This window comes from Pedobacter antarcticus (assembly GCF_900112985.1).
Classification (GTDB): Bacteria; Bacteroidota; Bacteroidia; order Sphingobacteriales; family Sphingobacteriaceae; genus Pedobacter; species Pedobacter antarcticus.
The window spans coordinates 894,960-920,756 of sequence record NZ_FONS01000001.1 but is presented as its reverse complement, the minus strand read 5'-3'; the positions used below and the strand labels follow the sequence as shown (position 1 = coordinate 920,756).

22 protein-coding genes and 2 tRNA genes are annotated in these 25,797 nt (G+C 39.8%); 10 read left to right on the top strand and 14 right to left on the bottom strand.

The genetic code is table 11. The annotated features are described in order from the left end of the window. The first annotated feature begins 1 nt into the window (after position 1). The gene (locus tag BM192_RS04060; protein WP_074963897.1) at positions 2 to 796 is read left to right on the top strand and encodes a hypothetical protein; all 795 of its coding nucleotides are present in this window, start codon (positions 2 to 4) and stop codon (positions 794 to 796) included. Positions 797 to 827: 31 nt separating this feature from the next. Here BM192_RS04060 and BM192_RS04055 read toward each other — a convergent pair whose 3' ends face one another. The 4 genes from BM192_RS04055 to BM192_RS04040 all read right to left on the bottom strand — a co-directional run bounded on the left by BM192_RS04055 (position 828) and on the right by BM192_RS04040 (position 5,086). Then, entirely contained in the window at positions 828 to 2,048 is a 1,221-nt protein-coding gene (locus BM192_RS04055) for a tyrosine-type recombinase/integrase (protein ID WP_074963896.1), read from the bottom strand. Between the two features lie 92 nt (positions 2,049 to 2,140). Continuing rightward, positions 2,141 to 2,227: transfer RNA gene (locus tag BM192_RS04050), tRNA-Ser, on the bottom strand. 210 nt (positions 2,228 to 2,437) lie between these two features. Beyond that, on the bottom strand, positions 2,438 to 2,983 hold the full coding sequence (locus BM192_RS04045; RefSeq protein WP_037438264.1) for an NADPH-dependent FMN reductase: 546 nt from the start codon (positions 2,981 to 2,983) through the stop codon (positions 2,438 to 2,440). 24 nt (positions 2,984 to 3,007) lie between these two features. Continuing rightward, positions 3,008 to 5,086, bottom strand: coding sequence for an HD family phosphohydrolase (locus BM192_RS04040; RefSeq protein WP_037438263.1), 2,079 nt, complete (start codon positions 5,084 to 5,086; stop codon positions 3,008 to 3,010). A 390-nt stretch (positions 5,087 to 5,476) separates the two neighbouring features. Here BM192_RS04040 and BM192_RS04035 point away from each other — a divergent pair, with 390 nt between their 5' ends. After that, positions 5,477 to 6,019 (top strand): YfiT family bacillithiol transferase, encoded by a 543-nt coding sequence (locus BM192_RS04035; protein WP_051759587.1) that lies wholly within the window; start codon positions 5,477 to 5,479, stop codon positions 6,017 to 6,019. Positions 6,020 to 6,030: 11 nt separating this feature from the next. Here the strand turns inward: BM192_RS04035 and BM192_RS04030 are convergent, their stop codons facing one another. Beyond that, positions 6,031 to 8,055: a cation:proton antiporter gene (locus BM192_RS04030; protein ID WP_037438262.1), complete on the bottom strand. Its 2,025-nt coding sequence runs from the start codon at positions 8,053 to 8,055 to the stop codon at positions 6,031 to 6,033. A gap of 66 nt (positions 8,056 to 8,121) precedes the next feature. After that, positions 8,122 to 9,360: a cation:proton antiporter gene (locus tag BM192_RS04025; protein WP_037438261.1), complete on the bottom strand. Its 1,239-nt coding sequence runs from the start codon at positions 9,358 to 9,360 to the stop codon at positions 8,122 to 8,124. 173 nt (positions 9,361 to 9,533) lie between these two features. Between BM192_RS04025 and BM192_RS04020 the strand changes: the two genes are divergently transcribed. After that, positions 9,534 to 10,040, top strand: coding sequence for a hypothetical protein (locus BM192_RS04020; protein WP_037438260.1), 507 nt, complete (start codon positions 9,534 to 9,536; stop codon positions 10,038 to 10,040). Between the two features lie 6 nt (positions 10,041 to 10,046). Here the strand turns inward: BM192_RS04020 and BM192_RS04015 are convergent, their stop codons facing one another. Further along, positions 10,047 to 11,204 carry a metallophosphoesterase family protein gene (locus BM192_RS04015; protein WP_051759584.1) on the bottom strand — a complete coding sequence of 386 codons (1,158 nt, stop codon included), beginning with the start codon at positions 11,202 to 11,204 and terminating at the stop codon, positions 10,047 to 10,049. 241 nt (positions 11,205 to 11,445) lie between these two features. Here BM192_RS04015 and BM192_RS04010 point away from each other — a divergent pair, with 241 nt between their 5' ends. Further along, entirely contained in the window at positions 11,446 to 13,383 is a 1,938-nt protein-coding gene (locus tag BM192_RS04010; RefSeq protein ID WP_037438259.1) for a KUP/HAK/KT family potassium transporter, read from the top strand. On the opposite strand, the gene BM192_RS04005 is transcribed toward BM192_RS04010, so the two are convergent. Further along, on the bottom strand, positions 13,380 to 14,168 hold the full coding sequence (locus tag BM192_RS04005; RefSeq protein WP_051759583.1) for an AraC family transcriptional regulator: 789 nt from the start codon (positions 14,166 to 14,168) through the stop codon (positions 13,380 to 13,382). The genes BM192_RS04010 and BM192_RS04005 overlap by 4 nt on opposite strands. 116 nt (positions 14,169 to 14,284) lie before the next feature. On the opposite strand from BM192_RS04005, the gene BM192_RS04000 reads away from it, so the two are divergent. From BM192_RS04000 to BM192_RS03990, 3 genes are read left to right on the top strand one after another with little or no spacing between them, the layout of a single operon-like run. Further along, a complete protein-coding gene (locus BM192_RS04000; RefSeq protein WP_234797502.1) occupies positions 14,285 to 15,577 on the top strand; it encodes a TolC family protein in 1,293 nt (430 codons plus the stop codon). A 1-nt stretch (position 15,578) separates the two neighbouring features. Next, entirely contained in the window at positions 15,579 to 16,637 is a 1,059-nt protein-coding gene (locus BM192_RS03995; RefSeq protein WP_037438257.1) for an HlyD family secretion protein, read from the top strand. A 1-nt stretch (position 16,638) separates the two neighbouring features. Further along, positions 16,639 to 18,234: an MFS transporter gene (locus BM192_RS03990; protein ID WP_037438256.1), complete on the top strand. Its 1,596-nt coding sequence runs from the start codon at positions 16,639 to 16,641 to the stop codon at positions 18,232 to 18,234. Positions 18,235 to 18,285: 51 nt separating this feature from the next. On the opposite strand, the gene BM192_RS03985 is transcribed toward BM192_RS03990, so the two are convergent. After that, positions 18,286 to 18,603 (bottom strand): hypothetical protein, encoded by a 318-nt coding sequence (locus BM192_RS03985; protein WP_037438255.1) that lies wholly within the window; start codon positions 18,601 to 18,603, stop codon positions 18,286 to 18,288. Positions 18,604 to 18,769: 166 nt separating this feature from the next. On the opposite strand from BM192_RS03985, the gene BM192_RS03980 reads away from it, so the two are divergent. After that, positions 18,770 to 18,949 (top strand): hypothetical protein, encoded by a 180-nt coding sequence (locus BM192_RS03980; protein WP_037438254.1) that lies wholly within the window; start codon positions 18,770 to 18,772, stop codon positions 18,947 to 18,949. A 101-nt stretch (positions 18,950 to 19,050) separates the two neighbouring features. On the opposite strand, the gene BM192_RS03975 is transcribed toward BM192_RS03980, so the two are convergent. Then, entirely contained in the window at positions 19,051 to 21,174 is a 2,124-nt protein-coding gene (locus BM192_RS03975; protein ID WP_037438253.1) for an ATP-binding response regulator, read from the bottom strand. Positions 21,175 to 21,490: 316 nt separating this feature from the next. Further along, positions 21,491 to 21,859 (bottom strand): response regulator transcription factor, encoded by a 369-nt coding sequence (locus BM192_RS03970; RefSeq protein WP_037438252.1) that lies wholly within the window; start codon positions 21,857 to 21,859, stop codon positions 21,491 to 21,493. Positions 21,860 to 21,977: 118 nt separating this feature from the next. Here BM192_RS03970 and BM192_RS03965 point away from each other — a divergent pair, with 118 nt between their 5' ends. Together BM192_RS03965 and BM192_RS03960 are read left to right on the top strand one after the other, a co-directional pair. Further along, positions 21,978 to 23,360 (top strand): exonuclease domain-containing protein, encoded by a 1,383-nt coding sequence (locus tag BM192_RS03965; RefSeq protein WP_037438251.1) that lies wholly within the window; start codon positions 21,978 to 21,980, stop codon positions 23,358 to 23,360. Between the two features lie 64 nt (positions 23,361 to 23,424). Next, positions 23,425 to 23,498 (top strand) — tRNA-Arg (locus tag BM192_RS03960). A 129-nt stretch (positions 23,499 to 23,627) separates the two neighbouring features. On the opposite strand, the gene BM192_RS03955 is transcribed toward BM192_RS03960, so the two are convergent. The 3 genes from BM192_RS03955 to BM192_RS03945 form a co-directional block, all read right to left on the bottom strand. Continuing rightward, a complete protein-coding gene (locus tag BM192_RS03955) occupies positions 23,628 to 24,407 on the bottom strand; it encodes a DUF4468 domain-containing protein (protein ID WP_051759581.1) in 780 nt (259 codons plus the stop codon). Between the two features lie 9 nt (positions 24,408 to 24,416). Next, on the bottom strand, positions 24,417 to 24,764 hold the full coding sequence (locus tag BM192_RS03950) for a hypothetical protein (RefSeq protein WP_037438250.1): 348 nt from the start codon (positions 24,762 to 24,764) through the stop codon (positions 24,417 to 24,419). A gap of 447 nt (positions 24,765 to 25,211) precedes the next feature. Continuing rightward, entirely contained in the window at positions 25,212 to 25,709 is a 498-nt protein-coding gene (locus BM192_RS03945; protein ID WP_394358795.1) for a YciE/YciF ferroxidase family protein, read from the bottom strand. Positions 25,710 to 25,797: the final 88 nt, after the last annotated feature.

Sequence of the window (25,797 nt, the reverse complement as noted above, 5' to 3'; positions counted from 1 at the left end):
TATGAAAAATTTAAAATTCTATCTTATCATCGCTGCCTTGGCCATCGGGCTAACGGTTGCATTGGTGTATCTCTTTCAAGAAAAAGAAAGGGTGTCATCATTTGAAAAATCAAAAGAAAAACAAGCTAAGCAAGTTCTAACCGAGGCTAAAGCAATCAGTAGAGCAGTGGACGCTAAAGGGATAGAAAATGTAATTTTTGACATTACCAAAAATCATGCTTCCAGTAAGAATGAGGGATTCGATACTGATTCGAAGGGTGTGATAGATACTGCAGCCATGGCATTGGATATCCGGAATAAACAGTTGAAAGAGGTTCTTGTAATCAATGCCTCGATAAGTGCGCGTAATCTGCAGCTAGTTGAACAGCTAGATTCCCTGAAAAGAAAGTACTATACCTACAATGGAAATGGTTTAAATTTGATATTTACACCACCATATGATTCAACTAGCTCAGCAAGAGCAGACTTTTTAGGGTCACTTAATTTGACTGCGTCACAGGGATTTAAGAAAAAATGGTTATTGGGCAGAGAGCGGACTTTATTATCAATAACCTCCGATAACCCATATTTCAAAGTTGATCATGTCAATTACGTTGGATTTGATCGTAAACCTGTTTCTTTCAATGCTGAAGCACACTTGAAAAGTACTTACAACAAAGTTATTGGAGCAGGATCAGGTCCAGGAATAAACATCAAGCTCGGTAGAGTCGATTTAAGTGGAGATTATCAGTATTATCCGAGTATGAAGGGTTGGATGTTCGGCGCCGGCGCGTCGATTAGGCTAGTTGGATTTTAATAGAAGATATCCCTGCATCAGGGATATCTTATTATTCAGTTTTATTTCTGGACCAGCCAATCGTCTTTCCTCGTAGCCTAGTTTCCAAATGTCCAATTAGGTCACGTTTATATTTATCGTAACCAGCCGTATCTCTATGACCGGTAAGGTTCATTACTTCAGCATCACTGTATTTTGCATTTAGAAGATCCACAACTCGCGTGTGCTTCCAGCCATAAGGACTAAAGTTTTCAGATATGCCAAGTGGCTTTCTGATCTCTTCCCTGAATGTTTTTGTGTACCAGTTTTCACTGTGCATATGTGGAGACACTTCACCTTCCTTACCTATCACATAATAATTAAGCGGATGCTTGTCAATGTTCAGGCTGTTTAAAATATCAAATAGTTCATCGCATATTGGGACAGTTCTACTTTTGGTCTTACCCACTATTTTAATGTAACGTCCTGCCATATCTACATTTTCAATTTTTAGGTTCCGGATCTCGTCAGGACGCATGCAGCTGAAATAAATAAACATACAGAATTGCTCCAATTTTGGGAACTTTTTTAATTCTTCCCTGACCCTGGGGCCTACAGGATCCCCAAAATATTGATGCTTCATTGGGCTAGAATTCTTGAACTGTATGTCACCGTCTTTTCCAAGGTCAAATACTTCTGGGTTTACCCAAAATCGAGGCTTCTTAGCAAACCATTTGATCAGCATAGCCCACATACTCAAATGATTGTTAAATGTTGTAGGATTCCATTTCTGTACTGGCCTTAACCATTCCAGCATGTTACTGACGAACAACGAATCAATAGCGTCCACACGTAGGTCAGCCATCTTGTTTTCCAGTAAATAATATTCGAACATACCGATCTTACCTTCATATGATTGGATAGTCGGCTTAGCCAGATCATTTCTCCGCTTTTCATTTAGAAATTCAATAAAGCCTTCAGTAATCAGCGGAAAAGGAGGGTTCTCTACCCTTTCAATTTCTGCCTGAACCTCCTTTATAATTACTTCACTCGATTCATCTGTTTCGAAGGGGTTGTATCCGGCTTTCAGAGACTTATTGATTTCTGAAATAAGCTCCTCTCCAAATTTTTCTTTTGTTTGAAGATCTTTGATTTCATTAATGCCTTCGTAAACTTTAATACGTTCAAATCTCAGGGTAGATGGGTTAATGAAGGAATAGAAAACAAACCATTTTTCAGAAGCATCACCGCTCTTTCCTTTATAGACTTTTGCGAATTTATATTTCTTACTCATGAATTTATGGCGATTTAACTGTGTCCCTCTTTTGTCCCCGGAATGGCTTTTAACGTAAAAAAGCCCCTTAGTGGGGCTTTCATTACGTTCTGCGGAGGAAGAGGGATTCGAACCCTCGGTACCGTTGCCAGTACGACAGTTTAGCAAACTGTTCCTTTCGGCCACTCAGGCATCCCTCCGTTTAAATTTGTTACCCGTTTTTCGGGATTGCAAATATAGTAAATGATTCATATCTGCAAAAATTAATTACACATTTTGTTACGCCGATATCAGGATATGACAGCTTTTCGCTGGCATCATATTGAGAATCAGAAGTATAATTTTTTGATTTTTTTGATATATTTTTTGAGATTTTGGGAGAATAAGTAAGATTTTCCCAATCTTTCTTGTTATCGCAAGTTTTTCTTTAAAGATATTGTCAGTGTATTTATTAGTTTAAATACTGCTGCTTCTGTTTTTAGGTCCGTGAAACGACCATTTTCATCGAATTTACCCTGCCCACCGCTAATCAATAATTTTAATTCAGTTGGAATTTCTTCCTGTAAAAGAGTTGACATGATCAGATCTAATGATTCAAAGGCTTTTATGCCCGAGGCGGATAAAATAATAAAGGCAAAAGGTTTAAATGAAAATACAGTCTCTGATACAGTCCATTCTAATGCATTCTTAAGTATTCCTGGTAAACTGAATACATACTCAGGGCTGCAGATCAATACAGCGTCAGCGGCTCTTATCTCACTTAGAAATGTAATGACACTAACAGGCATCTCATCAGGATTAAGCCCCGCACTGAAATAAGGGAGTGATTCCAGATCGAAATTTTCAAAAGAGATTTCATTAGCGTATTCACTGGCTATCGCCCGCAATAGCTTTTCATTACTGGAGTTTTTTCTCGTGCTGCCAGATAAAGTGAACAGCTTTGGCTTGGTTTTCAATAGAAAAAGTTTTGCAGTAGTGCTTTATACGTTCTGCAGGTAGTCGATCCGAACGTGATAGATACTCATTAGCATCGTTTTAAAAATGAGTTTAATCGTCTCCAGATCTTTTAAGGTCAGGTCGCAATTGTCAAGTTGGTTTTGTTCAAGTTTATAGTTGATAATTCTTTCTACCAGGTCATTGATATTTTGCGCATCTGGGTTTTTGATACTTCTGGAAGCAGCTTCCACAGAATCGGCGAGCATTAAGACACCAGTCTCTTTGGAGAACGGAATAGGACCTGGGTAGCGGAAAGTATTCTCGTCAACAAATTTCTCGGGAGAATTCTTCAGGAAGCTCTGATAGAAGTAATCTACACGTGTATTTCCATGGTGTGTTCTAATAAAGTCAATAACACTTTCCGGAAGCTGATGCCTGCGGGTAATTTCGATTCCCTTGTGGACATGTTTGATAATGATCTGCGCACTTTGCTCATAAGGGAGCTTATCATGCGGGCTTAGCGTTGTATTCTGGTTTTCAATAAAATATTGCGGATTTTCAATCTTGCCAATGTCATGATATAATGCACCTGCACGGACAAGAAGTGAGTTTCCACCGATTTTAAAGATAGCTGCTTCTGCCAGGTTAGCTACCTGCAGAGAGTGTTGAAAGGTGCCCGGAGCTTTGAATGCAAGCTCGCGTAGTAACTTATTGTTGGTGTTGGTCAGCTCGATTAATGCAACATCGGAAGTTATACCGAAGACCCTTTCAAACGCATAAATTAACGGATACGCCAATAGAGAAAGTAGGACGCTGAAAATGAATGGCACAAAATTCATCCATTCGATTTCCTTGAATGAGCCCTCTCTCAGCAATCCAATACCCAGGAAGCAGATGAAATACGCAGTCAGGATATATAATGCAGACAATAGAAGCTGCTCTCTTTTAATCAGGTTACGGATGCTGTAAATCGCGACCATACCTGCTGTAGTCTGATAGAACACAAATTCAAAGCTGTTTGGTACGAAGAAACCCGCTATAAGGATTACCAGTAAGTGCAGGTATAAGGCAAGCCTGGTATCAAATAATATTCGGATGATAATTGGAACGATACAGAACGGAATATAATAAAGGCTCGGCAGATTTAATTTTATGGAGTAGGTGAGTGAGAGGAGCATACTGGTAATGACGAGCATTAAGAGCGAAAGCTGCCTGTTGTCTGCATAGATATCTTTACGGAATAAATATAAAAAGATCATTAACAGGCTCAGAATGAAACTAACCAGCAAAATCTGACCGAGGTAAACAATTTTACTGTCACCGATGGTTTTTGTTTGTGCCTCATAAGTTTCTTTAAAAGATTGAAGCTTCTGATAAACCTCGTCGTCGATTACATTATTCCTCGCTATAATCAGTTCACCTTTCTGCACCATCCCGCGGGTTGTAGAAAGACTGTTAATCGTATTGTCCTGAACAATTCCAGTTAGCTTCTCATCAAAGATAATATTAGGCTGTAAATGGTCTTCTACCAGATTCATAACCATTTCCTTAACTTTTAAATTTGTGGTTGTGAAGGTTTTATTGAAATAATCCAGGGCCGTTTGTACGGTGTAAAGATCCTGTGTACTGATAGTTTTAGTCACATTATTATTCAGGAGAGAGACGTCATAATACTTTCTTCCTTTCTGGTGCTTGGCATTAGTTGCTATAATACCTTTCTGATAGATTTCGTTAAGCAATTTTAAAGAGGCGGTTTTATTGGCGACCCGCTCATCTTCGGGAAAGGCATTGCCATTCCATTTAACATCAAATTCATTGGCATAAGCCTCATCTACATCCTGAAGCAATTCAGAGTCATACCTGTAAATTGGCAGAACGTTTTCAAGCGCGTCTTTTTTATCTGTGCTAACCTGAGGATTAGTTTTCAAGATAGCAAAGCTGAAAGGCGAGATAAGATCTTTATTTAACCATATTTTACCTTTTTGAAATTCATATCTGAAACGTGGCTGTTTAGGCAGAAAAAAGGTAATGATAAATACAGTCAGCGCCATCATAATATACTTGATATTAGCGGAATACTTCCTGTACAGGATCTTATGAGAATTCTTTTTGATTTTAGCCAAAATGATTTGATTTGATTTTCAAAAATAGCAAATTTCAATGAATATGAACAGTTTAGCGCCGTGGAAGCAGGTATTTCTATTTCAGGTCCATTTTAAACCTTTAATTTACTGGTTTTGTTTTTCTTTCAACGAAAGTGTGGCGGCTGTATTAGCTGCATAGTCCGTTTAGATTTAGTTCATACTTCCTTAATTGTCTGTTCAATCTCGAATGAACAAACAATGAAGGAAGTATGAAGAAACAATGAATAAAGTATGCCTGAAATGTTAACATGATCCAACCAAAACTACTATTAATCTATAGTTAATAACTAGTTTTTTGGAGCATGTCTAAAGCGGCATAAATCCTTTGTTCTTTTATTAAAAATAGTCTGGGTTTTTTATCTTCGTTGCATGACTGAAGATCTGGAAGAATCATATCGTTATCCCATTGGCCGTTTTAAGCCTGCCGAGGCTTTTACACCGCAGAATAAAATGGCCTGGATTGGCTCTATACGCTCAATACCGCTGTTACTGGATTATTGTATAGAAAATATGGATGAAGGACAATTGCTGGTACCGTACAGAAAAGATGGTTGGAATACGATTCAGGTAATTCATCATATCGCAGATAGTCATATGAATGCCTATATCAGGATGAAGCTGGCACTGACTGAAGAAGCCCCGGTCGTTAAACCATATGATGAGAATTTATGGGCTGAACTACCCGATGTTTTTGAGGTGCCGCTTAATGTCTCAGTTACCTTAATACACGCGCTTCACCGCCGCTGGACAGCATTAATGGATGCAATGACAGACCAAGACTGGAACAAAATTTATATACATCCGGCAGATGGAAAGGGGGTACCACTTTGGCAGATGATTAATTTATATAGCTGGCATGGTAAGCACCATGCCGAGCAGATTTTAGCATTACGCAAAAGAAAGGGCTGGTAGGCCTTTTCTTATCAGGACATTTGCGGATAAATCAGAAGTTTGGTCTGTTTTTCAAAAATCACGTCAAGTTTACGCTGTGTGTGTGTCAGGGATAATAGATAGTTTGTATCCTCTTTCCGGTCCAGTACGAAGATCATAAAATCATTAACCGAGATCCTGGACTTCAGCATTCTCCAGTCCTTCCATACTTCTGCCTCGTCAAATTTAATATTGATGCTGGATTTGGTATGCAAAAGATATTGATTGATGTGTGTTTTGGTCGCTTCATCGCAATAACAGATTACCGGCAAGCTTAATTCAGCACTGATCTTACATACTTTGGATAACCAGATGCTCATTGTAATTTCCGGCAGGTAAGCAGGCGGGCAGACCAGCTGCAGTCTGTCGTGTACGGATATCGGTTTATTGAGATGCAGAATAAAAAGGTGCGCATCAGATTTTTCTATCAGCGCCGCAGATTTGTCCCCAAGAAATTTATCCAGCACAGTTGTGCGCCTTGGCCAGCCGGTAATGATGATATTAGCGGCTTTTTCTTTCGCAATACGAAGTACACCACTAGCGATATTATGGTCTAATGTGGCAATAAGTTTAATCAGCGTGCCATTTCCGGACGCATATTTTGCAGAGTCATTGAGTTTTTTTCTTGCGTTAACCAGGTTTGCCTGCGCATTATCGCTATCTGGTACTACGGAGAGCAGGGTGATCGGCTGTTCTGAGTTTTTGTCTTTTAACAATAAGGCCAGGTCCAGCATGGTATCCATATTATTGAAATCGGCAATAGGTATCAGAATACTTTCCTGCTGTTGCACAGGAGCGGGGCCATCAACCTCTTCTGCAGATACGATCTGCCTTCCTGCTTTCTCTGTTGCAAAAGAAGCCACTACACAGGTAACCAGGATTAAGATAATGGTACCGTTAAGAATATTGTCGTCAATAATTTTGGCCTGATAACCAACTAAAATAATAGCCAGTGTTGCTGCAGCATGTGCACTGCTGAGGCCAAAAATTAGTAAACGCTGATTTTTACTATAGCCGAAAATCCATTGTGTAAAGGTCGCACTGAGGTATTTACCAATCAGCGCAACCACAGTTAATGAACCTGCAATAATTAAGGCTTCAGGTCCGCGGAATAAAACGCGCAGGTCGACTAGCATACCTACGCTGATCAGGAAGAAAGGAATGAATAAGGCATTACCTACAAATTCGATTCTGTTCATTAAAATGGAAGTATGGGGAATCAGTTTATTTAGTGCCAGTCCGGCAACAAATGACCCTATAATTGGTTCTATGCCAGCTAACTGCGCCAGGAATGCAGAAAAGAATACAACAGAAAGAACGAAAATATAATGTGAGGTTTTTTCACTTTCCAGTTTTGTAAAAAACCATTTGGCAATCTTCGGGATTATAAAGAATACAGTAGCAGTGAATAAACTTAAAGAGATAGCCAGCTGTATCCAGAATGTGGAGTTGAGTTCCCCTTCCACAGATCCCATAATGACAGCCAGGATAATTAAAACAGCGGTATCTGTTAGAATCGTTCCGCCAACAGTTACCGCTACAGCTTCATTTTTTCCAATTCCGAATTTATTGATAATCGGATAAGCAACCAGTGTATGCGTAGCAAACATGCTGGCAGTTAGCAGGGAAGTTAAGAAGGAGTAATTGAGCAGATAATAACAGACAGGAAAACCTATTAAAATGGGAACAGCAAAGGTTAAAAAGCCGAATATAAAGCTCCGGTGCTTTTTCTTTTTGAATTCGGCCAGGTCCAGCTCTATACCGGCGATAAACATGATATACAAAAGACCGATGGTAGAGAATAATTCGATTGCTGAATTTTTCTTCAGGATATTGAATCCGTAAGGGCCAATGATTATACCGGCAATAATGAAACCTACTATACCAGGTATTTTTATCTTTCCAAGCAGAATAGGAGCTATCAGAATGATAAATAGTAACAAGGAAAAGATCAGTACCGGATTGGTAAATGGCAGATCAAACTGTCTTGTTAGGTGCGTTAAAAAATTCGAATGCATAAATGTTTGTTTAAATCCTGTTGTCTTTCATTAGGAAAACAACAGGCATATGACCTTATGTTCTTGCTATTTAACAAGCCTGTCCACAACTTTATTGAGGGTGAGGCCCTGCACAATAATAGAAAAAATCACGATAGTATAACTCGCAGATACAATAAGTGGTTTATAATCGGAATCCGGTAAAGATAAAGCAAGTGCAACGGAAATACCGCCCCTTAAACCAGCCCAGATTAAAATACCCAATCTGTTATAATCTACTTTCAGCGAACGGCGCAGCAGAATTCCGGGTGCAGCAATGCTGACACCTCTGGCAATGAGTACAAATACGACCGACAACAAACTGATTGCCCAGTAATTGGTAAAGAATGGGATAACAACTATCTGTAAGCCGATCATAACGAATAAGATGGTATTCAGCAGATCGTCAATTAAGCCCCAGATTTTATCCAGCATACTTTTCAATCCGAAAGTTCCCTTACTTTCTCCTAGTTCCATGTTACTCAGCATAAGGCCTGCGGAAACAGCTGCCAGCGGAATAGAAACATGGAGTAAGCCACCTATCACAGAGATTCCCATCACCATGGAGATCGTAATCATAAGTATCGTTTGCAGGTCATCTACTTTTTTAGCTAACCTGGTGCAAAAATAACCGGAGATCACACCGAGGAGTATCCCGCCGAAAACTTCCTGGATAAATAATTCACCGGAGTGAGACCAGGAGAACGCTACTGAAGTATCTACGGTAAGCTCACGCAACGTGACAAATAGTAAAATACCCACGCCATCATTAAACAGTGATTCACCGCCTATTATGGTTTCCAGTGAAGGTGGTATTTTTGATTTTTTTAATACGGATAGAACGGCCACAGGATCGGTAGGTGAGATCAGAGCACCAAAAAGGAAACAGTAAATGAGTGGGATTTCCACACCTATAACCGGTCCTATCCAGTATAAAAGAAACCCGAAAATAGTCGTACATCCGATTACACCGACAGTGCTGAGGATTAATACGGTTCTTTTTTGTTCTTTAAGTTTTTGATAGTCGAAATGAAGGGCGCTTGCAAATAGCAGGAATGCAAGCATTACGTCTAGTAGGGTTTTGGTAAAGTCGATACTTGAAGTGAGTTCTGATACCAATGCGTAAGCAGCAGGGAAAGTTTTACCGGTTAGCATAATGAGTACTGAAAAGGCAATGGCTATAACCATAATACCTATAGTACCGGGCAGTTTAACAAAGCGATGATTAAGATAGGAAATCAAACCGCTAATGGTCACCAGGATCGTAATAGAAGTAAAAGTGTTCATTTAATAATTAAAAGTGTCAGCTTGTATGCAATATAATATACGGCAACAAAATAACATTATCTTAAGTTTTTTTTATCTGCTCAATGTCATTCCACGATTTCCAACGATCTGAAAAAATTTAGGAAGATTGAAAAAAACAATGTACTTTGATTTTAATAAAGCAAAAAAAAACTATGAAATTAGCGTTCGGAACCAGTTTTCATAATCAGCCGAATTATTTTATTGAGAAAATATGGAGGGGACTTTTAGCCGGTTCTGATGACTTTATAACTAATTATCAGAACTATCAGCGACGCTACCTGGAGAAATTTGGTGTATGCTGGGATGGCGAAGATTTCGGCGAATTTATGGAGCCAAAGCTACATACGATTAGAAAAGATCTGGACAATGAATGGTCAGCAGGGAAGACTATACAGCTGGTTATTAATCTCAATGCGACCGATGAATTTCAATTTGCGCCGCAAATAACCTGTACTTCGGTACAGCGGATCCATATAGATTATTCGGGACTGATTAAAGAAAACGGTCCTGCTGTTTTTATTGATTATGAACTGCTGGATCAGGAAACCCTGGCTAAGCTGGCTATTAATGATGGATTTCCAACTATTGCTGACTTCTTTCTGTACTTCAACGAAGAGTTCGCAGGAAACCTGGTACACTGGACGCCAATCCGGTATTAAACTCAATTAAGCCTGTTCGTTCAAATAAGCGGCTTTTTCAGCTGGATTGAATGTATATTCAAATTCTTCGTATAAAGTAGCACTTTCACCTTCTTTTAAACCTTCGTGAGGGATTGCGTAATAGCGTCCTTTAATGGTTCTTCCTTCAGTGTTTCTTTCTATGCTGAGGTTTAGAAACCCATGCTGCATTGCACAGAAACGTTCCAATTTCACGTTGTCGAATAAAGGATTGTCGTTGCTGTAGCTGATATCATCTGCTTCTGCCAGCCAATGCATTTCGTCAAATCCTCCGGCGCCACAAACGATAAAAGGAACGATATTGCCGTCTGCATAGGTTTTGCTGAAACGCTGATAATTATGTACATGCCCGCTAAGTACTAATTCTGGTTTTACACCGGCCTGTTCGAAACAATCGTCCAAAAATGTGAGCATGGGCAAACTGGATCCGTGATTGAAGTCTGCGGAATAAGGGGAGTGGTGTAAGGCTACAATCAGCGCTTTTTCCTGCTGTTCAGTTGCCGCATGTTTTAATTCTTCTATAAACCATGCTTTCTGCTCTGTCGTAATTACACCGTATTTAGGAACATTAGTGTATAGTCCGATTATATTTGCCAGTGGGGTCTGCAAAGTCCAGTAGACATTTGGCTGCACACCGCTCAATCTGTCTTTTTTACTTCCAAATGGTACTGCCCGGGGCGCTGATCCGCAAAATACACTGCAGAAAGCATCCAGACTATGGTAGGGTTTTTCACTTAGCGGGTTTACGTCACTATCATGATTTCCGGGAATCGCAAAGATCGGAAGCGGATAGTTTCTGTAAGGTTTGAAGAACTGCTGTTCATATTGATTAGCTTCTCCATGGTGATAGACTATATCGCCGACATGAAAAAGAAAAGATGGTTTTTCATCAGCTGAAGGTGCTTCGAAAAATTGTCTGCCCATTTCTTCTGCAATCTGTTTTTGAAAGGCAGGGGATTTTACTCCACCTGTATCTCCTGCAACTTGAAAAATCATTTTATCTGGTGTTGCAGTCTGAATCTCTGGTTTTAGCCGGTAAGGATACTGACCAATTGCTACGGGAGCCGGCAGGTATTTATAATTATCGTCTGGTTGGTTAAGTTTAAAGAGGGGTTTTACGGGAATGCTTTTATTTTCTGACAACATGATGCTAAATTCGGAATGAACAGGCTATTCAGGCAGGAAGGTGGCATTGACCGGATGGATGAGCTGTCTGAGTGTATCCTGTGGTATGATCTCAAATATCGCAAAATTTATGCGTAAAAAAGACTTTGAGGCCGCTCAGATCGAAATTTAACCTGTATTTAACAGTCAGATGATAAATTATAAGATATGCACATACTCAATCATTTACAATTGCATACATTTGCGCCACTAATTTAAAGAGATGGCAAGTCATAAGGATGTCAACAAGCTGACAGCAGCAGGTGTGTTAATTAGCCTGGGCATTATTTACGGGGATATTGGCACTTCTCCTTTATATGTTTTTAAAGCTATAATCGGCGACCGGCTTATTACAGCAGATCTGATCCTGGGAGGGTTGTCCTGCATCTTCTGGACGCTGACACTCCAAACTACGCTGAAGTATGTAATTATTACTTTACAGGCAGATAATAAAGGGGAGGGGGGTATCTTTTCTTTGTACTCCCTGGTAAAACGAAGAGCTAAGTGGTTGATTATACCGGCAATGATTGGGGGAGCGGCTTTACTGGCAGATGGTATTATGACCCCGGCAGTTACGGTCTCCTCTGCTATTGAAGGTTTAGGCATTATCTACAAAGACCTGCCGACTGTGCCTATTGTAATTCTGATTATTACATTCCTTTTCGGAATACAGCAATTCGGAACTTCTTTTATTGGTAAGGCATTTGGTCCGATCATGTGGATCTGGTTTACGATGATTGCAGTGCTGGGAACGGTTTATGTGTTGAGCTTTCCGGAAATATTGAAGGCTGTTAATCCATATTACGCCTACCATATTCTAACGACCAATCCAGAGGCTTTTCTCATTATAGGTGCGGTATTCCTGTGTACAACTGGAGCAGAAGCACTGTATTCGGATCTCGGGCATTGCGGAAGATCGAATATTCGAGTGAGTTGGATTTACGTTAAAATTTGTCTGATTCTAAGTTATATGGGACAAGGCGTTTGGTTATGGCAATTGCAGGGAACACATCTGGGGCAGGTGAATCCTTTCTTCCATATTATGCCGGACTGGTTCCTGATTTATGGAATTCTGATTGCCACAGTAGCTGCTGCAGTCGCAAGCCAGGCACTGATTTCGGGATCTTTTACCCTGATTTCTGAAGCTGTCCGGTTAAATCTCTGGCCTAAAGTAAAGATTAATTTTCCGAGTAATTCAAAGGGGCAATTATATGTTCCCTCCATGAACTGGATATTATTCGCCGGTTGTATTCTGGTTGTGCTCATCTTTCAGAAGTCAGAAAATATGGAGGCTGCATACGGACTTTCTATCACTGTGGCCATGCTGATGACAACGATTCTGGTGTCTATATTCCTGATCCGTAAAAAGGTTCCTTATTACCTGATCGGACTATTCCTGCTGGTTTATGGTATTATTGAAATTACATTCCTGTTGGGAAATGTCGCCAAAATCATGCATGGAGGATGGTTCACTTTACTGCTGGGGATATCTTTATTCTCTATCATGTGGACCTGGTCTAACGGCCGCAGAATCAGAAACCGGTACATGCGCTTTGTGGATATTGAGAAATTCTACCCGATTCTTGGTAAGATCAGCGAAGATGAATCTATTCCAAAATATGCATCTCAGCTGGTTTATCTGACGAGTGCGAATTTTGCGACCGAAATTGAATCATCTATTATGTATTCCATTATTCAGAAGCATCCAAAAAGGGCAGATGTGTACTGGCTTATTCACGTGGATGTAACAGACGAGCCGTTCACACTCGAATATAAAGTGGAACAGTTGATTGATAAGAAATTGATCCGCATTGATTTCCGGTTAGGTTTTCGAGTGGAGCAGCGTGTTAATGTGCTTTTCCGTAAAGTTGTTGAAGAGATGGTTGCCAACAAAGAAATTGACATTACCAGTAAATATAACTCGCTTAAAGAGCATCATATCGCCGGCGATTTCAGGTTTGTAGTAATCGAAAAAGTACTCTCAAACGCGGATACATTGAATCTGATTGAAAGATTCACGATGATTTATTATGGTTTCCTTAAAACATTCAGTGTAGCAGAGGAAAAAGGTTTTGGCCTTGATCTGAGTTTTGTTGCAGTGGAAAAGGTGCCGTTGATCGTAGAAATTCCAACAGATTTTCAGCTGAAAAGATTAAACTAGATTTTCTTAGCAAAATCTGTCGGCCGGAAATTAGTTAATTGATGGAAAGCTTTGCTAAAGGCTGCAAGACTGTTATATCCGGTCAGATAAGCAATTTCTGAGGTGGTTTTGTCGTGCTGTAACAGCATTTCTATGGCTTTGACGGTACGGAGTAATTTGAGGTATTGCAAAAAGGAAATGCTCATCGTAGATTGAAATAGCCGCGACAAAGTCCGCTCACCCATTCCGAATCTTTCACTCAGGGACTGTAATGTTAAATGTTCAGAAAAATGTGTACTCAGGTACATAATAACCGGGCGAAGTCTGGTGTTAGCTGTCGTCGGCAATGCAATTGGTAAAGCGCGTGTATTAAGCTTAGGCAGGATATCTTTAATAGCCGAAAGGAAAGCAAAACCTTCTTCCTTTATATTCACAGTTCCATTCCAGTGTTCTGTAAATACTATCATCTCGAAAAGGAGATTATTGACGGGGTATATGCCCAGCTTATCATAAAAGGGATCTTGACCGTCGTCATGGAAATAGAGGTTTCTGGTTACGGTTTGTGCATTTCGCACTTTTAAATAATGCTCAAGTCCGCTGGGAATCCAGACATAGTGACGTGCAGGTATGATATAGGTCTTGTTCTGCATATAAATATAGGCTATGCCACCTTCTACATAGGTAAGCTGATGCTTTTGGTGTGCGTGAGGCGGCAGGCGCCGCTCTACCTTTTCGTGCATAACGAAGATACCCTGCGGTGTCAGATCTATGGCTTTCAGGTAGGTGTGGGTGTCTAAATAAGGCATTGGCTGGAATGGACTAATAAATGGTAATATAGATAAAATTACAGGATTATAAGCACCGTATTTTTGTGCTATTGTTTACCTATATGTATCATCTTCATAAAAAGACAGTACTAATTTTGCTGTCATTCGCTCTCTTCAATCCTATAAAAGCTCAACAACCAGTTAAAGGGGAGCTTTCCATTCAACAAATCTGGGATAAGGTTTCCGCTCAAAATAAAGCTATTCAGATTCAGGATCTCCGTGTCCGTGAATCCATAGAAGGTATTAAAGATGCCAAAGCGGAAAGACTGCCGGAGATTGGTGTAGCGGGTGAGTATGCCCGCGTAAGTAATTTTCCTGTTTATGAAAACGGCTTACTTCATGCACCTACACAGATGGAAGTAGTACATACCACTTATCGCGTTGGCGGGGAAGCCTACTTAAATCTTTATAATGGCGGGCGGACTAATCTTAATATTAAGCTGGAGCAGAAAGAAAATGAAATTGCACAGGAACGCAAGCATCTGACTGTTTCAGAAATGAAGCTTCAGGCAGCAGCTCTATATCTCGATATGCAGCGCAGTACTATTTTTAAAACATTGTTACTTAAAGATATCAGTGACCAGCAAAAGCAGCTCGAGGAAATTCAGCAATTGCAAAAAAATGGTGTTGTGTTAAAAAGTGATGTATTACGTGTGACTTTAAAGCTGTCCAAACAGCAAATGGCACTGGAGCAGTTAAATAATGACCTGAAAATTGCCAATCAAAAATTGAATATACTAATGGGGGAGCCGGATGAGTTCATACTTAACCCAGCCGCCGCGGACGATAATGAAATGCCTGTTTTACTTCCTTATCAGGAATATCTGAATACAGCGATGGGACATTCTTACGCTTTTAAAATATCGGAAAAGGAAGAGGAACTTCGTGAACTGGAGCTGCGTAAAGTGAAATCTAATACCGCTTTAAAATTAGGTCTTTTTGCAAATTACAGCTATTCCTACCCTCAAATTATGCTGTATCCATATTCAATTGCACTGTATGGTTTAGGAATGACGGGCGTTAAAGCCAGCTTTCCGATCTCCTCTCTTTACCACAATACGCATAAAACCCGCGACGCTGTATTAAAAATACAGGAACAGGAGGTTGAACACAGTGGTACGGAGGATAATATACGGGTGGAAATAAATACGGCTTACCTGCGTTACCAGGAGTCTTTGAAAAGAATGGATGTTGCCCGCGAAAATATCATCCAGGCGACAGAAAACTTAAGGATTGTAAATAATACCTATTTCAATCAGTTGGCGCTTGTCACTGATTTATTAGATGCAGATACACAATTACTGCAAACCCGGTTCGATTATGCTGCGGCAAAAATAGCTGCTCAGTTTCAATATTATCAATTACAAAAGGCTATAGGCAATCTCTAAAATGAAAACTAACGAAAATTATACCAATACTGACAGGCTGATTACCAAAATAACGGCTTGGATTGCAACCGGAATTGCTGTCGCTCTCGCGATTTGGGGCGTGATCACCTTATTTCAATTATATAGATACGAAGAGACAAACGATGCCCAGATAGAGGAATATATTAACCCGGTAACTTCCAGGGTAACGGGTTATATCCGCAAAATTAAATACGAGGAAAATGAGGCGGTAAATAAAGGAGATACGCTGCTGATTATCGATAATAGTGAATATGAATTGCAGGCAAAAGAGGCTGAGGCGGCCCTGGCCAACGCTAGGGCGCAGATTGGGGTTTTACAAAATGATGTGCAGTCGAATGCGGCAGTTTCTGTGGTTACACAAAGTCAGATTGCTTCGGCGAAAGCCAGGTTATTAAAGCAACAGCAGGATTATGATAGGTATGCAGCACTATATAAGGTTGAATCTGCTACAAAACAGCAACTCGAGAATAGTAAAGCGGCATTAGATGTCGCCACTGCAGAGTATCGTGCTGCAGTTGATAACTATCAGGCTTCCTTGTCAAAAGTTGAAGCTATCAAATCACAAAAAGGTGTTTATGAAGCAGAAATAAAAAGGAGGGAAGCATTGCTTGACCGTAACCGTCTGGATGTAGGTTATACAATAATCACCGCCCCTTATAATGGTAAAATGGGGAGACGTACAATCCAGGAAGGACAATTGATCCAGGCAGGCCAGACCCTGGCTTATATCGTAGACCAGGAAGCTGGTAAATGGGTGATTGCAAATTTTAAAGAAACTCAGGTTTCTACTATGCGGATTAATGGTCTGGCCGAAATCATGACGGATGCTTATCCTGGTCAGGTATTTAAAGGCAAAATTGTTTCCCTGTCCCCTGCAACGGGAGCGCGGTTCTCTTTACTCCCTCCAGATAATTCTACAGGTAATTTCGTAAAAATTGTTCAACGGATACCGGTAAAGATCTTATTAACTGATGACAAAGCTAAACTTGAAAATCTGAAAGCCGGGATGAATGCAAATGTTAAAATAAAGAAAGATTGAAATGAGCGCTGTATTACCGGTTTTTAAATCCTGGGTACCGGTCTGGCTAATCAGGCTGGCTATTTTTATGGCTATTCTTCCTGGTCTGATTTTATTTGGCCTTTCTTCGGTAAATATTACTGCTGCTTCTGGCTATTATGGCATTGAGCCAGCTGATGTCCAGTATTCTATGTTGGTGTTTTACGCAGCAGTATGTGGTTTTTTTGCATTGGAGAGGCGATTTTTCATTTTCACTGCTACCAGGGAATACTTTCTGCTAAGCATAATTGTACAGGTGATTACAGCATATATCTGTTATCATACGCACCACGCCTATATTCTTTTCATTTTCAGGTTTATTGAGGGGATGGCTAATTGTATGGCTACCAGTATCTGTATTACACTCATTTTTGGCAGCCTGAATAACGAAAGGGCCCGGGAAATTGGTTACTCGGTGTTTTATGGTATGTTACTTTGTGTTACGCCTGTTTCGACATTTATTACTGCTCCTATTTTGGATAACTTCGATTATAATGTACTTTATAAGTTTATCATTTTTGCCTACATGCCGGGAGGTATTCTATTACTGATGATTATGAATAATGTGCGGCTAAACCGAAAAATGCCCTTATATCAGCTAGAAGTCTACAGCTTTATTATCTATTCAGTTTTATTATTACTTATCGGATATACACTAGCCTACGGGCAGCAATATTATTGGTTCGACGATATTAGAATTGTCAGGAGTGTAATTGCGATCGTACTGTTAATGGCTATTCTGATACTGCGTCAGCTCAAACTTAAAAGGCCATACCTGAATCTCCAGGTGTTTAAATACCGGAATTTTGTAGTAGGTATGTTCATGATCGCTTTCTTGTATATTATTAGGGGGGCATTTTCAGTTGTTTCAACATATTTCACGACAATTCTGGGTATGGACCCCACACATCTGGGAAATATCATGTTATATAACGTACTGGGAATCGTTTTTGGTGTTATAATCTCATCACGGTTGCTGATTCTAAAACGGCCAACCAGGCTGGTCTGGATTTATGGATTTATATGTTTACTCGTTTTCCATGTCTGGATGTGGTTTTTGTTTAGTACGCAGGCAGATGCAAATACTTTTATTATTCCTTTGATCCTGCAGGGGATAGGAGCAGGTTTGCTGATGATGCCTATTATCGTGTACTCAATCTCATCAGTGCCGGTTTATCTCAGCGGATCAGCTTCTGCGACGGGAGTATTTTTTCGCTTTACTAGTTTTGCTGGAAGTATAGCGCTTATTAATTATTTCCAGTTACAGCATAAGGCTAACCACTATAACCGTTTTCAGGAGCAGCTCAGTGGTTTGAATACACAACTGACCGAACGGTTAAATCTTTACAGCCGCATAGTAAGTGCAAAGGGTATACCGGTAGATCAAGCTGCGAAGATCAGCAGGGGCTTATTAAATAAGAGTGTAGACGCACAGGCGCAATTGCGCTATATGATGGATTATTATTATTTCATCAGCATAGTTATTATTGCGGCAATTCTGCTGATTGCGATGTTCCCATTTTTAAACAGAACGAAGATCAACGTAAAATCAAGTCAACCATCGCCAGTGTCTTTTTAAAATCAGCCGGGAATCCTGAGCCATACGGTGGGCTTAAGAACGGTGAAGAAATTACGTCCGGATTATCTTCTCGTCTTCATCCTCATCCTTATCTCTTTTCCCGGCACCAAGGTCTGTATCTGTGTTTTTACCGAATAAAGATTCATCGTTTATACCCTTTTCAGGCCCTCTGTCTGCGTTTTCAGTCGGGGCCGGGGGGTGTTGATCGTTATTTTGATGATCTAAATTCTCAATAGAAGGCAAATTACCACTGTCCCGTTTTTCACTTGTACTGTTGTATTGAGGCCTTGTAATTTCTTCTGGTTTATTAGGGTTATAGTCCTTATTTACAGCCGTTTGAGGGTTTTTGTTGTCTTTTTCGTTTTCCATGTCTGATGTGATTTTGTTTCTTGTCAGTCTAACAATACCATGAAAAATTGGTTTTAAATAAATACAGGCGTATAATTTATGCTAATTATACTTCGTTATAGATTTGGAAGAAAACCAATATTTATTACCTTTAAGCTCAGAAATCAAATTTAATTAACAAAATATCATGGAAAAATTCGCAAAATTAAAAGAATTAATCGCCGGAGTTGAGGCAGATGCTGACAAGTTTTATAACTCAGGTAACGGTGCTGCCGGAACAAGAGTACGTAAAGCTATGCAAGATTTGAAAACATTAGCTCAGGACATTCGTACTGAAGTTACTGAAAAGAAAAACAGCACTAAATAAGATACTCTGACATTAATGTCATAAAAAAAACACCGGATACTATGTGTCCGGTGTTTTTTTATTTATTGGATTTTTACTGTTAGTTCGGTAGCACCTTGCAGTTAGTGCAGGTAGTCCATTATCTTTTCGGTTAGATCTGCAGCAGTATAGGGTTTGATCAGATAATCATTCATACCTGCGGTGAGGTAATCCTGATGTGCGTCCTGTGAGATCTGTCCGGTGATAGCCAGCACCGGTGTATTACTTCTCTGCAGATCTTTTGAGTTTCGGATTTTTCTGGTCAATTCAAGGCCATCCATGTCAGGCATCTGTATGTCTGTTAATACCATGTCATAATGGTTCTTTTCAAATAAGGTTAAAGCTTCAGAGCCGGTATTTGCAGTATCAAAATCAATACCTTGTTTCTTTAAGATCATACCTGTAACCACCAGGTTCATTTCTGCATCATCTACAACCAGTAACTTTTTGCCTTTGAAGGTTTCTGTCTGCAGGCCCGGTCTTTCTGTTGTGTATTCAGCATCCGATCCTTCTGGTATTTTATAAGGTAATTCGATTTCAAAGACAGATCCTTTTCCGACATTACTCCGAACGTTTATTTTCCCATGATGTAATTCAATTAGTTTCTTACAAATAGGGAGACCCAAACCTGAGCCTTTCTGCCAGTCTATCCTGTGATAATGAACAACCTGTCTGAATTCATCAAATATATAAGGCAGATCTTGTTCTGAAATACCAATGCCGGTATCTGCAATACTAATCTGCAATGAAACCATTTTTTCAGGTAGTTTTTTTACTTTCAGATCAATCTTAATAGTACCCTGATCTGTGAATTTAATGGCATTGGCAACCAGGTTCAGCAAGATCTGTTTCAATCTGTATGGGTCTCCAGTTACTGTCAGGTCAGGTACATCATTCTGATCGTATACCAGTTTCAGGTTCTTCTGTGCCGATAGAACTTCGGTAGTGGCAATAATATCATGTAATACTTTTTTGTACCGGAAAGGCACTTTTGAAAGTGTAAGCTTTCCGCTTTCCAGTCTGGAGAAATCCAGGATCTCATTTACTGCAGATAGGAGCATGGAGGATGATGTCTCCAGTAAAGTCGACATAGACTTCTGTTCCGGGTTCAGAGTGGTGGTTTTTAATTGTTCTGTAACACCCATAATCGCATTCAGCGGTGTACGCATTTCATGACTGATGCTGGTGAAAAATCGTGATTTGAAGATTACCTGTTCCGAGGCCTTCTTATTGGCAACGAGTATTTTTGAATAAGTTTTGTATAACTTAATAAGTAAAAGTATAATAATAATGAAGGAAATGACACCTATAAAAAAGCTGATTTTACCGGATCTGTCAATTACTTTTAAGGCGTGTAGTGTCTTATCTCTGAGCAGATTCTTCCGTACCTCGTCTAGTTGCAGTTCTCTGTGTTTAAACTCCTTAAACATGAGTTTGATATTTTGCAGAATCTGTTCGTTCAGCCTCAAAATTGATTGCTCTTTTTTACTGAGCTGTGCATGTGAACCGCGCTGTTTTTCTAGTAATTGTCTGTAGAAATTCTCTACCTGGTCCAGTTGCTTTTTGGTATAAAGGTTCTGCTGACTCGGCACTTTTTCATAAGTAGTTTCGATCCTGCTGTTTTTTGAGGTGTCTTTTAATTCTTTATTCAACAGTGCGCCTTTAAGACGCTGGAAGAATTTAGGTTTTTTGGTTTCGGTTTTAACCTCTTCTACGACTACCGTTTTTTTGACCACCTCATTAGTCGCTGGACGGAAGGATTTAATGACCTGGAGCTTCTGAACGGTGTCTACTAGAAGGTTGGCAGACATCAGGGAGTCTGTTAGTTTCTTTATTTGCGTATAAAGTAATACTTGTTCTTTTTTCTTAGCCAGATCCTGGGAGATGTCATCTGATATATTTTTGACATCTCTCCTGGAAAAACTCTCCAGGAGGTCTGAGATTTTTTTTATTTCCTGATTATATAGATTAAAGTATTTTCTGTCCCAGATAGAAGTATACATCCTGAAATTGTTTTCTGCGTCTTGCAAGCCCATGCTAATCGTATCGAGCTTCGCGATCTGCTCATTATTTGCCTGTAGTTCAAGACTGGTAGCATACAAGTTTTTCTGTTCGGCGTATTGATCGTAAGAAGTCCGCAGGAGTGTGATAATATAAAGGACAATCAGAATCAGTATAAATATAAAGGAAGCTTGTTTATTTTTCATTTAGAAATAATTTCATGACACTCACGGGAGCTTCAAATATTTGAGGTAGGCGTGACCATTACGGAATATAATTTACACAGAATTTACAAGCCGCGTGCCATGAATGTTTTTTTAGTCTTCTAAGCACGATTTGTATATTATTCGTCACCCTGTCTTAGTTACATCTAGGCATCTGGTTGGCCTACAGTGTATTCAATCCGGGCGTATCAAGATGGGGATAATAATCGGGATTAATTATATATTGGAAACAGGGGGTAAATTGCCCAAATCAAGGCGTTTTATCCAAGGTATTACACAATGAAAAAGGCAGGTTAGGTCAGGCTGCTGAAATCTGCAACTTAACCAGGTCAATCAAATTATACATATCAAATGGTTTTGCGAGAAAAGAATCTGGTGCTCCGGGAGATTTAACCACGCTTTGTAGATTATGGCTCGCGGAGATCATAATGACGGGAATCTGGCTGAAGTTGGAATCGTTTTTTATTGATTTGCAAACTTCCCTGCCATCCATACCGCCAAGCATAACATCCAATAAAATCAAGTCAGGCCTATCATTTGCTATTAACCTTTGTACTTCCATACCGTTATCCAGGGTCGTAACCTGATACCCTTCGTCTTCAAGGATGAATTTGATGATATTCAATATATCAGAATCGTCATCAACAGCTAATATTTTTTTGAGCATCGTTATTTTTGTTAATCTAAATACATGAAAGCTATTATAGTGCCAGAAATTCTTATCATAAATAATTTTTATACTAAAATAATTAGCATATTTGTATGTATTATCTACCTGATTAAAAATGTTATACGCTGTTGTTGATATCGAAACTACTGGAGGCTTCGCTGCCGGAAATTGTATTACTGAGATTGCTATTATTATCCATAACGGAGAGGAGGTCGTAGAGCGTTTCGAGACGCTTATAAACCCGCAGATGGAAGTTCCACTCTATATTCAGGGATTAACCGGCATCACGGATGAAATGGTCCGGGAGGCGCCGGTCTTTACAGACGTGGCAGGTAAGGTTTATGATTTATTAAAAGATAAAATATTCGTCGCGCATAATGTAAGTTTTGATTATTCGTTTGTACGTCATCAGCTCCTGCAAAGTGGTTTTGATTTGCAGTCCCGCAAATTGTGTACGCTACAGCTGAGCCGTAGATTACTTCCCGGACACACTTCTTATAGCTTGGGCCGTTTGTGCGATGCACTGCACATTCCTCTAATCGGGCGGCACAGGGCCGGCGGAGATGCCGGGGCGACTGCTATTTTATTAGGACACCTGCTTCGTAATGATCCGGAACAATATATTTTATTGTCCCTACAGAAAAAAAGCAAAAAACAGATTTTGCCGCCCAACCTGTCTGAGAAGGCAATCGAAGAGCTTCCTTACAGTCCCGGCGTATATTATTTCCGCGATAATAAAGGAAAGATAATTTATATCGGAAAAGCAGTGAGCCTGCGTAAAAGGGTGATATCGCATTTTACGGGAAATAACGTCAACCGACAGCGGCAGGAATTCCTCAGAAATATTCACAGCATAGACTACACGGTTTGTGGTACCGAATTAATGGCACTGATTCTTGAGGCTGCTGAGATCAAACAACACTGGCCGGAAAATAACAGGGCATTGAAACGTTTTGAACAGCGTTTCGGCCTGTATTCTTATGAAGATCAGAAAGGGTATATCCGGCTGGGAATTGATAAGCTCGACAAGCAGGGAAGGGCGCTATACAATTTTGATAGTCTGCTTTCAGGACAAACTATGCTTAAAGGGATGGTTAGTACCTATCAGCTTTGCGAGAAACTGTGTTTTATTCAGCGAAATAGAAACTCGTGTACAGGACTGCAAAGTGGTACTTGTAATGGTGCATGCTCTGGAGAAGAGTCTGCTGAACAGTATAACCTGCGGGTAAACCAGGCGATCGACCATTTGAAAAGCGTTTCACCATCATTTATCCTTGTAGACAAGGGTAGGGATACCGACGAAAAAAGCTTTATTTGTGTGGAAGAAGGTAAATTTACCGGGATGGGCTATTTTTCTTTTGATACAGATGTCCAAGATATGAGTACCCTGCGGTCCAACTTAGTCCCTTATCCTTCAAATGATTATGTGCTAAATCTTGTTTTAAAGTATGCTGAGGCACATCCTGAACAAAAAATTCTTCATCTGAAATCTGCATAAATTTGAAAAAACATTTGTTTGTATTGCACAATAATTCTATCTTTGGCCCACCGTAAAGGGAAACGCATCCATAGCTCAGCTGGATAGAGCAACGGTTTTCTAAACCGTAGGTCATAGGTTCGAATCCTATTGGGTGTACAAGATTTATTTCTTAATTTAAGGCGACGTTGCTCCAGACGTTGCCTTTTTTTATGCTTAAACTTTCTGATCTTTTGGCATTGATCTCTTTCGGATCGTATCGTCAAGAATCGGTTGCCTGCTGACGAATTAATATTTATTACGTTTTATATTTTTTCTAAGATCATTGACGAAGGTGTTAACGACGTTGTCTAGCGCATAACCGGTATCTGGCAATCTCATGCGTCCCTTTGACGAAAATATAGTCTGATCATATTTGTCTCCCGAAATGCCTACAGTCGTCGTTCGGTTTTTGGAACGTAATCGCATGATACTGTTAATTTCAGGTGTTTCGACCAGGAGACGGTTATCTTCAAAATGCATGGTCAGGGTATAATTAAGAGTGAACTTACTTATATAACCTGCAACCGGAATCTGGCTATCAGTTGTATGAATAGTTATACTTTCTTCTGCAGCAGAGGTTATAATTCCGCCTGGCTCATTGCAATAATGTCGGAGATAGGCCAGAGCTTTAGTATACAGTTCATCTTTTGATTTACCTGGAAATTTTAAGATGATATAGTTCATCTTTTTATCTTCCCGATTTACGAAACCGTCAGTGGTCAATTGAAATGGTCCGGTAGAGGTTCTTGAACCGAACATTGGATTAAAAAAGTTAGTTTCTGTACCTGGTGTGGTGCTTGCATTTGTACCCGAAATTGGCGTGACAATCGTATTGTTCACAATTGTGGAATGTGTTCCATTAGGGTTCACAACGACCGACCCATGGATGGTAGAATGCGTCCCATTCGGGTTTACAATTACAGAGCCTACAACAGTGGAATGCGTTCCATCAGGATTGACCACAACTTGCCCTGAAGCCATTCCGGCTGTCAGGATCAAGGTAAAAAAGAGTGGCAATCTGTTCATGATATATTATTAATCTTCTTCGTTAAATATATTGTCATCTTCCCAGGTCAGGTAATCACTATACCATTTTGCGCCTTCAAGAAAGATATCTTTTAATTTAATTTCCGTAAGAGTGGTATAATGCACAATCATCTTGTGATTTTCTTTCATACCCGAACTGTTATGATAAACGAAATCAAAAGTAATAACCTCCGGGGTAAGATTCATCTCAAGAACATCATCCATATCTACTACCTCGATGATAGTATGAGAAGGTACGTGTAAAATAATACTTCTTCCAGCAGTAATACTAGGCTGCTGGTGCTCGCTTCCATCTAGAAAGGCAAATATGGGTAACGCAAAATCATTTAATTCCATGGTTTAAAACTAGCAATATATATTCCACAAATGGAATGGTGTTCAGGTTAATTGTGATCCATTTTGATAATACCCGGTTAAAGAATTTATAAGCCCTATTCTACCGGATATTTTCTGGGCACTGTCGGATGAAAATAATAAATATTATCTTACAATAAGAAATGTTTGCAAGACTTATTTTTAAATAAATAATTTCAGCTTAGCAAAAAATATAACTATAGGTTCCCAGATGATCTGTGTACTAGTTTCGATTGATGAGAATCTTTTTGAAACGGATTATGTAGTAAATACTACAATGGAGAAACGAAAAGGAGCAGGGTACGTATGGATTACCGGAATTTGGTTTATGATTGACTTATTTCAGGACCACAGAGCTTTTTTGGACTTTATAAGAGTAATTAGAAGGCATCTCATCCCCCTAAACTGGGGGCGAGATGCCCTTTTTAATTATTCCTGCGCCGCTTGTTCATTAACGAAGCTTTCTGCAATACCAGTCAATGCCTCATCGGTGGCTTTTTCATCGTCCAGGGTTCCCTGAAGAAGCTCGACAACATCTGTATGGCCCATGTTTTCTGCAAAGGTTCTAAGTGTGCCGTATGTCGCGATTTCATAATGTTCAACCTTTTGAGCCGCGAGGATCAGTCCTGCATCTCGTACCAATGTGCCTTGATCGGTATCAGCAATAATACTGTCTGCTTCTTCCAGCAAACCGGCCATTGCATCACATTTCTTTGCCTGAGCTTTTTCGTCTAGTAATTCGAAGACCTTCTCCAGCGTCTGAATGTGCGTGTTGGTTTCTTCCGTGTGTTTTTCGAAAGCAGCAGCCAGTTCTTTACTAGTCGCTGCTTTCTTCATTTTTGGAAGCGCCTTTACCAAATGTTTTTCGGCCCAGTAAATGTCTTTCAACTCATCTACGAAAAACTGATGAAATTCTGAGTCCTGCATTTTACCGGTGTTTCCTTTCGGTTTTTTCTGAAGGGATATACTGGCAGATTTTGCTGCATTTTTAACGGTACTGCTTTGCGTTTCTTTT

Bases quoted from the DNA above. Each gene is read 5' to 3' on its own strand.
- BM192_RS04005 (WP_051759583.1), bottom strand. From the start codon at position 14,168: ATGCCTTATTTAGACACCCACACCTACCTGAAAGCCATAGATCTGACA.
- BM192_RS03980 (WP_037438254.1), top strand. From the start codon at position 18,770: ATGGAAAAATTCGCAAAATTAAAAGAATTAATCGCCGGAGTTGAGGCA.
- BM192_RS03955 (WP_051759581.1), bottom strand. From the start codon at position 24,407: ATGAACAGATTGCCACTCTTTTTTACCTTGATCCTGACAGCCGGAATG.
- BM192_RS04020 (WP_037438260.1), top strand. From the start codon at position 9,534: ATGAAATTAGCGTTCGGAACCAGTTTTCATAATCAGCCGAATTATTTT.
- BM192_RS03985 (WP_037438255.1), bottom strand. From the start codon at position 18,603: ATGGAAAACGAAAAAGACAACAAAAACCCTCAAACGGCTGTAAATAAG.
- BM192_RS04035 (WP_051759587.1), top strand. From the start codon at position 5,477: ATGACTGAAGATCTGGAAGAATCATATCGTTATCCCATTGGCCGTTTT.
- BM192_RS04010 (WP_037438259.1), top strand. From the start codon at position 11,446: ATGGCAAGTCATAAGGATGTCAACAAGCTGACAGCAGCAGGTGTGTTA.
- BM192_RS04030 (WP_037438262.1), bottom strand. From the start codon at position 8,055: ATGCATTCGAATTTTTTAACGCACCTAACAAGACAGTTTGATCTGCCA.
- BM192_RS03965 (WP_037438251.1), top strand. From the start codon at position 21,978: ATGTTATACGCTGTTGTTGATATCGAAACTACTGGAGGCTTCGCTGCC.
- BM192_RS03990 (WP_037438256.1), top strand. From the start codon at position 16,639: ATGAGCGCTGTATTACCGGTTTTTAAATCCTGGGTACCGGTCTGGCTA.
- BM192_RS04015 (WP_051759584.1), bottom strand. From the start codon at position 11,204: ATGTTGTCAGAAAATAAAAGCATTCCCGTAAAACCCCTCTTTAAACTT.
- BM192_RS04025 (WP_037438261.1), bottom strand. From the start codon at position 9,360: ATGAACACTTTTACTTCTATTACGATCCTGGTGACCATTAGCGGTTTG.
- BM192_RS03945 (WP_394358795.1), bottom strand. From the start codon at position 25,709: ATGCAGGACTCAGAATTTCATCAGTTTTTCGTAGATGAGTTGAAAGAC.
- BM192_RS03975 (WP_037438253.1), bottom strand. From the start codon at position 21,174: ATGAAAAATAAACAAGCTTCCTTTATATTTATACTGATTCTGATTGTC.
- BM192_RS03950 (WP_037438250.1), bottom strand. From the start codon at position 24,764: ATGGAATTAAATGATTTTGCGTTACCCATATTTGCCTTTCTAGATGGA.
- BM192_RS03995 (WP_037438257.1), top strand. From the start codon at position 15,579: ATGAAAACTAACGAAAATTATACCAATACTGACAGGCTGATTACCAAA.
- BM192_RS03970 (WP_037438252.1), bottom strand. From the start codon at position 21,859: ATGCTCAAAAAAATATTAGCTGTTGATGACGATTCTGATATATTGAAT.
- BM192_RS04055 (WP_074963896.1), bottom strand. From the start codon at position 2,048: ATGAGTAAGAAATATAAATTCGCAAAAGTCTATAAAGGAAAGAGCGGT.
- BM192_RS04060 (WP_074963897.1), top strand. From the start codon at position 2: ATGAAAAATTTAAAATTCTATCTTATCATCGCTGCCTTGGCCATCGGG.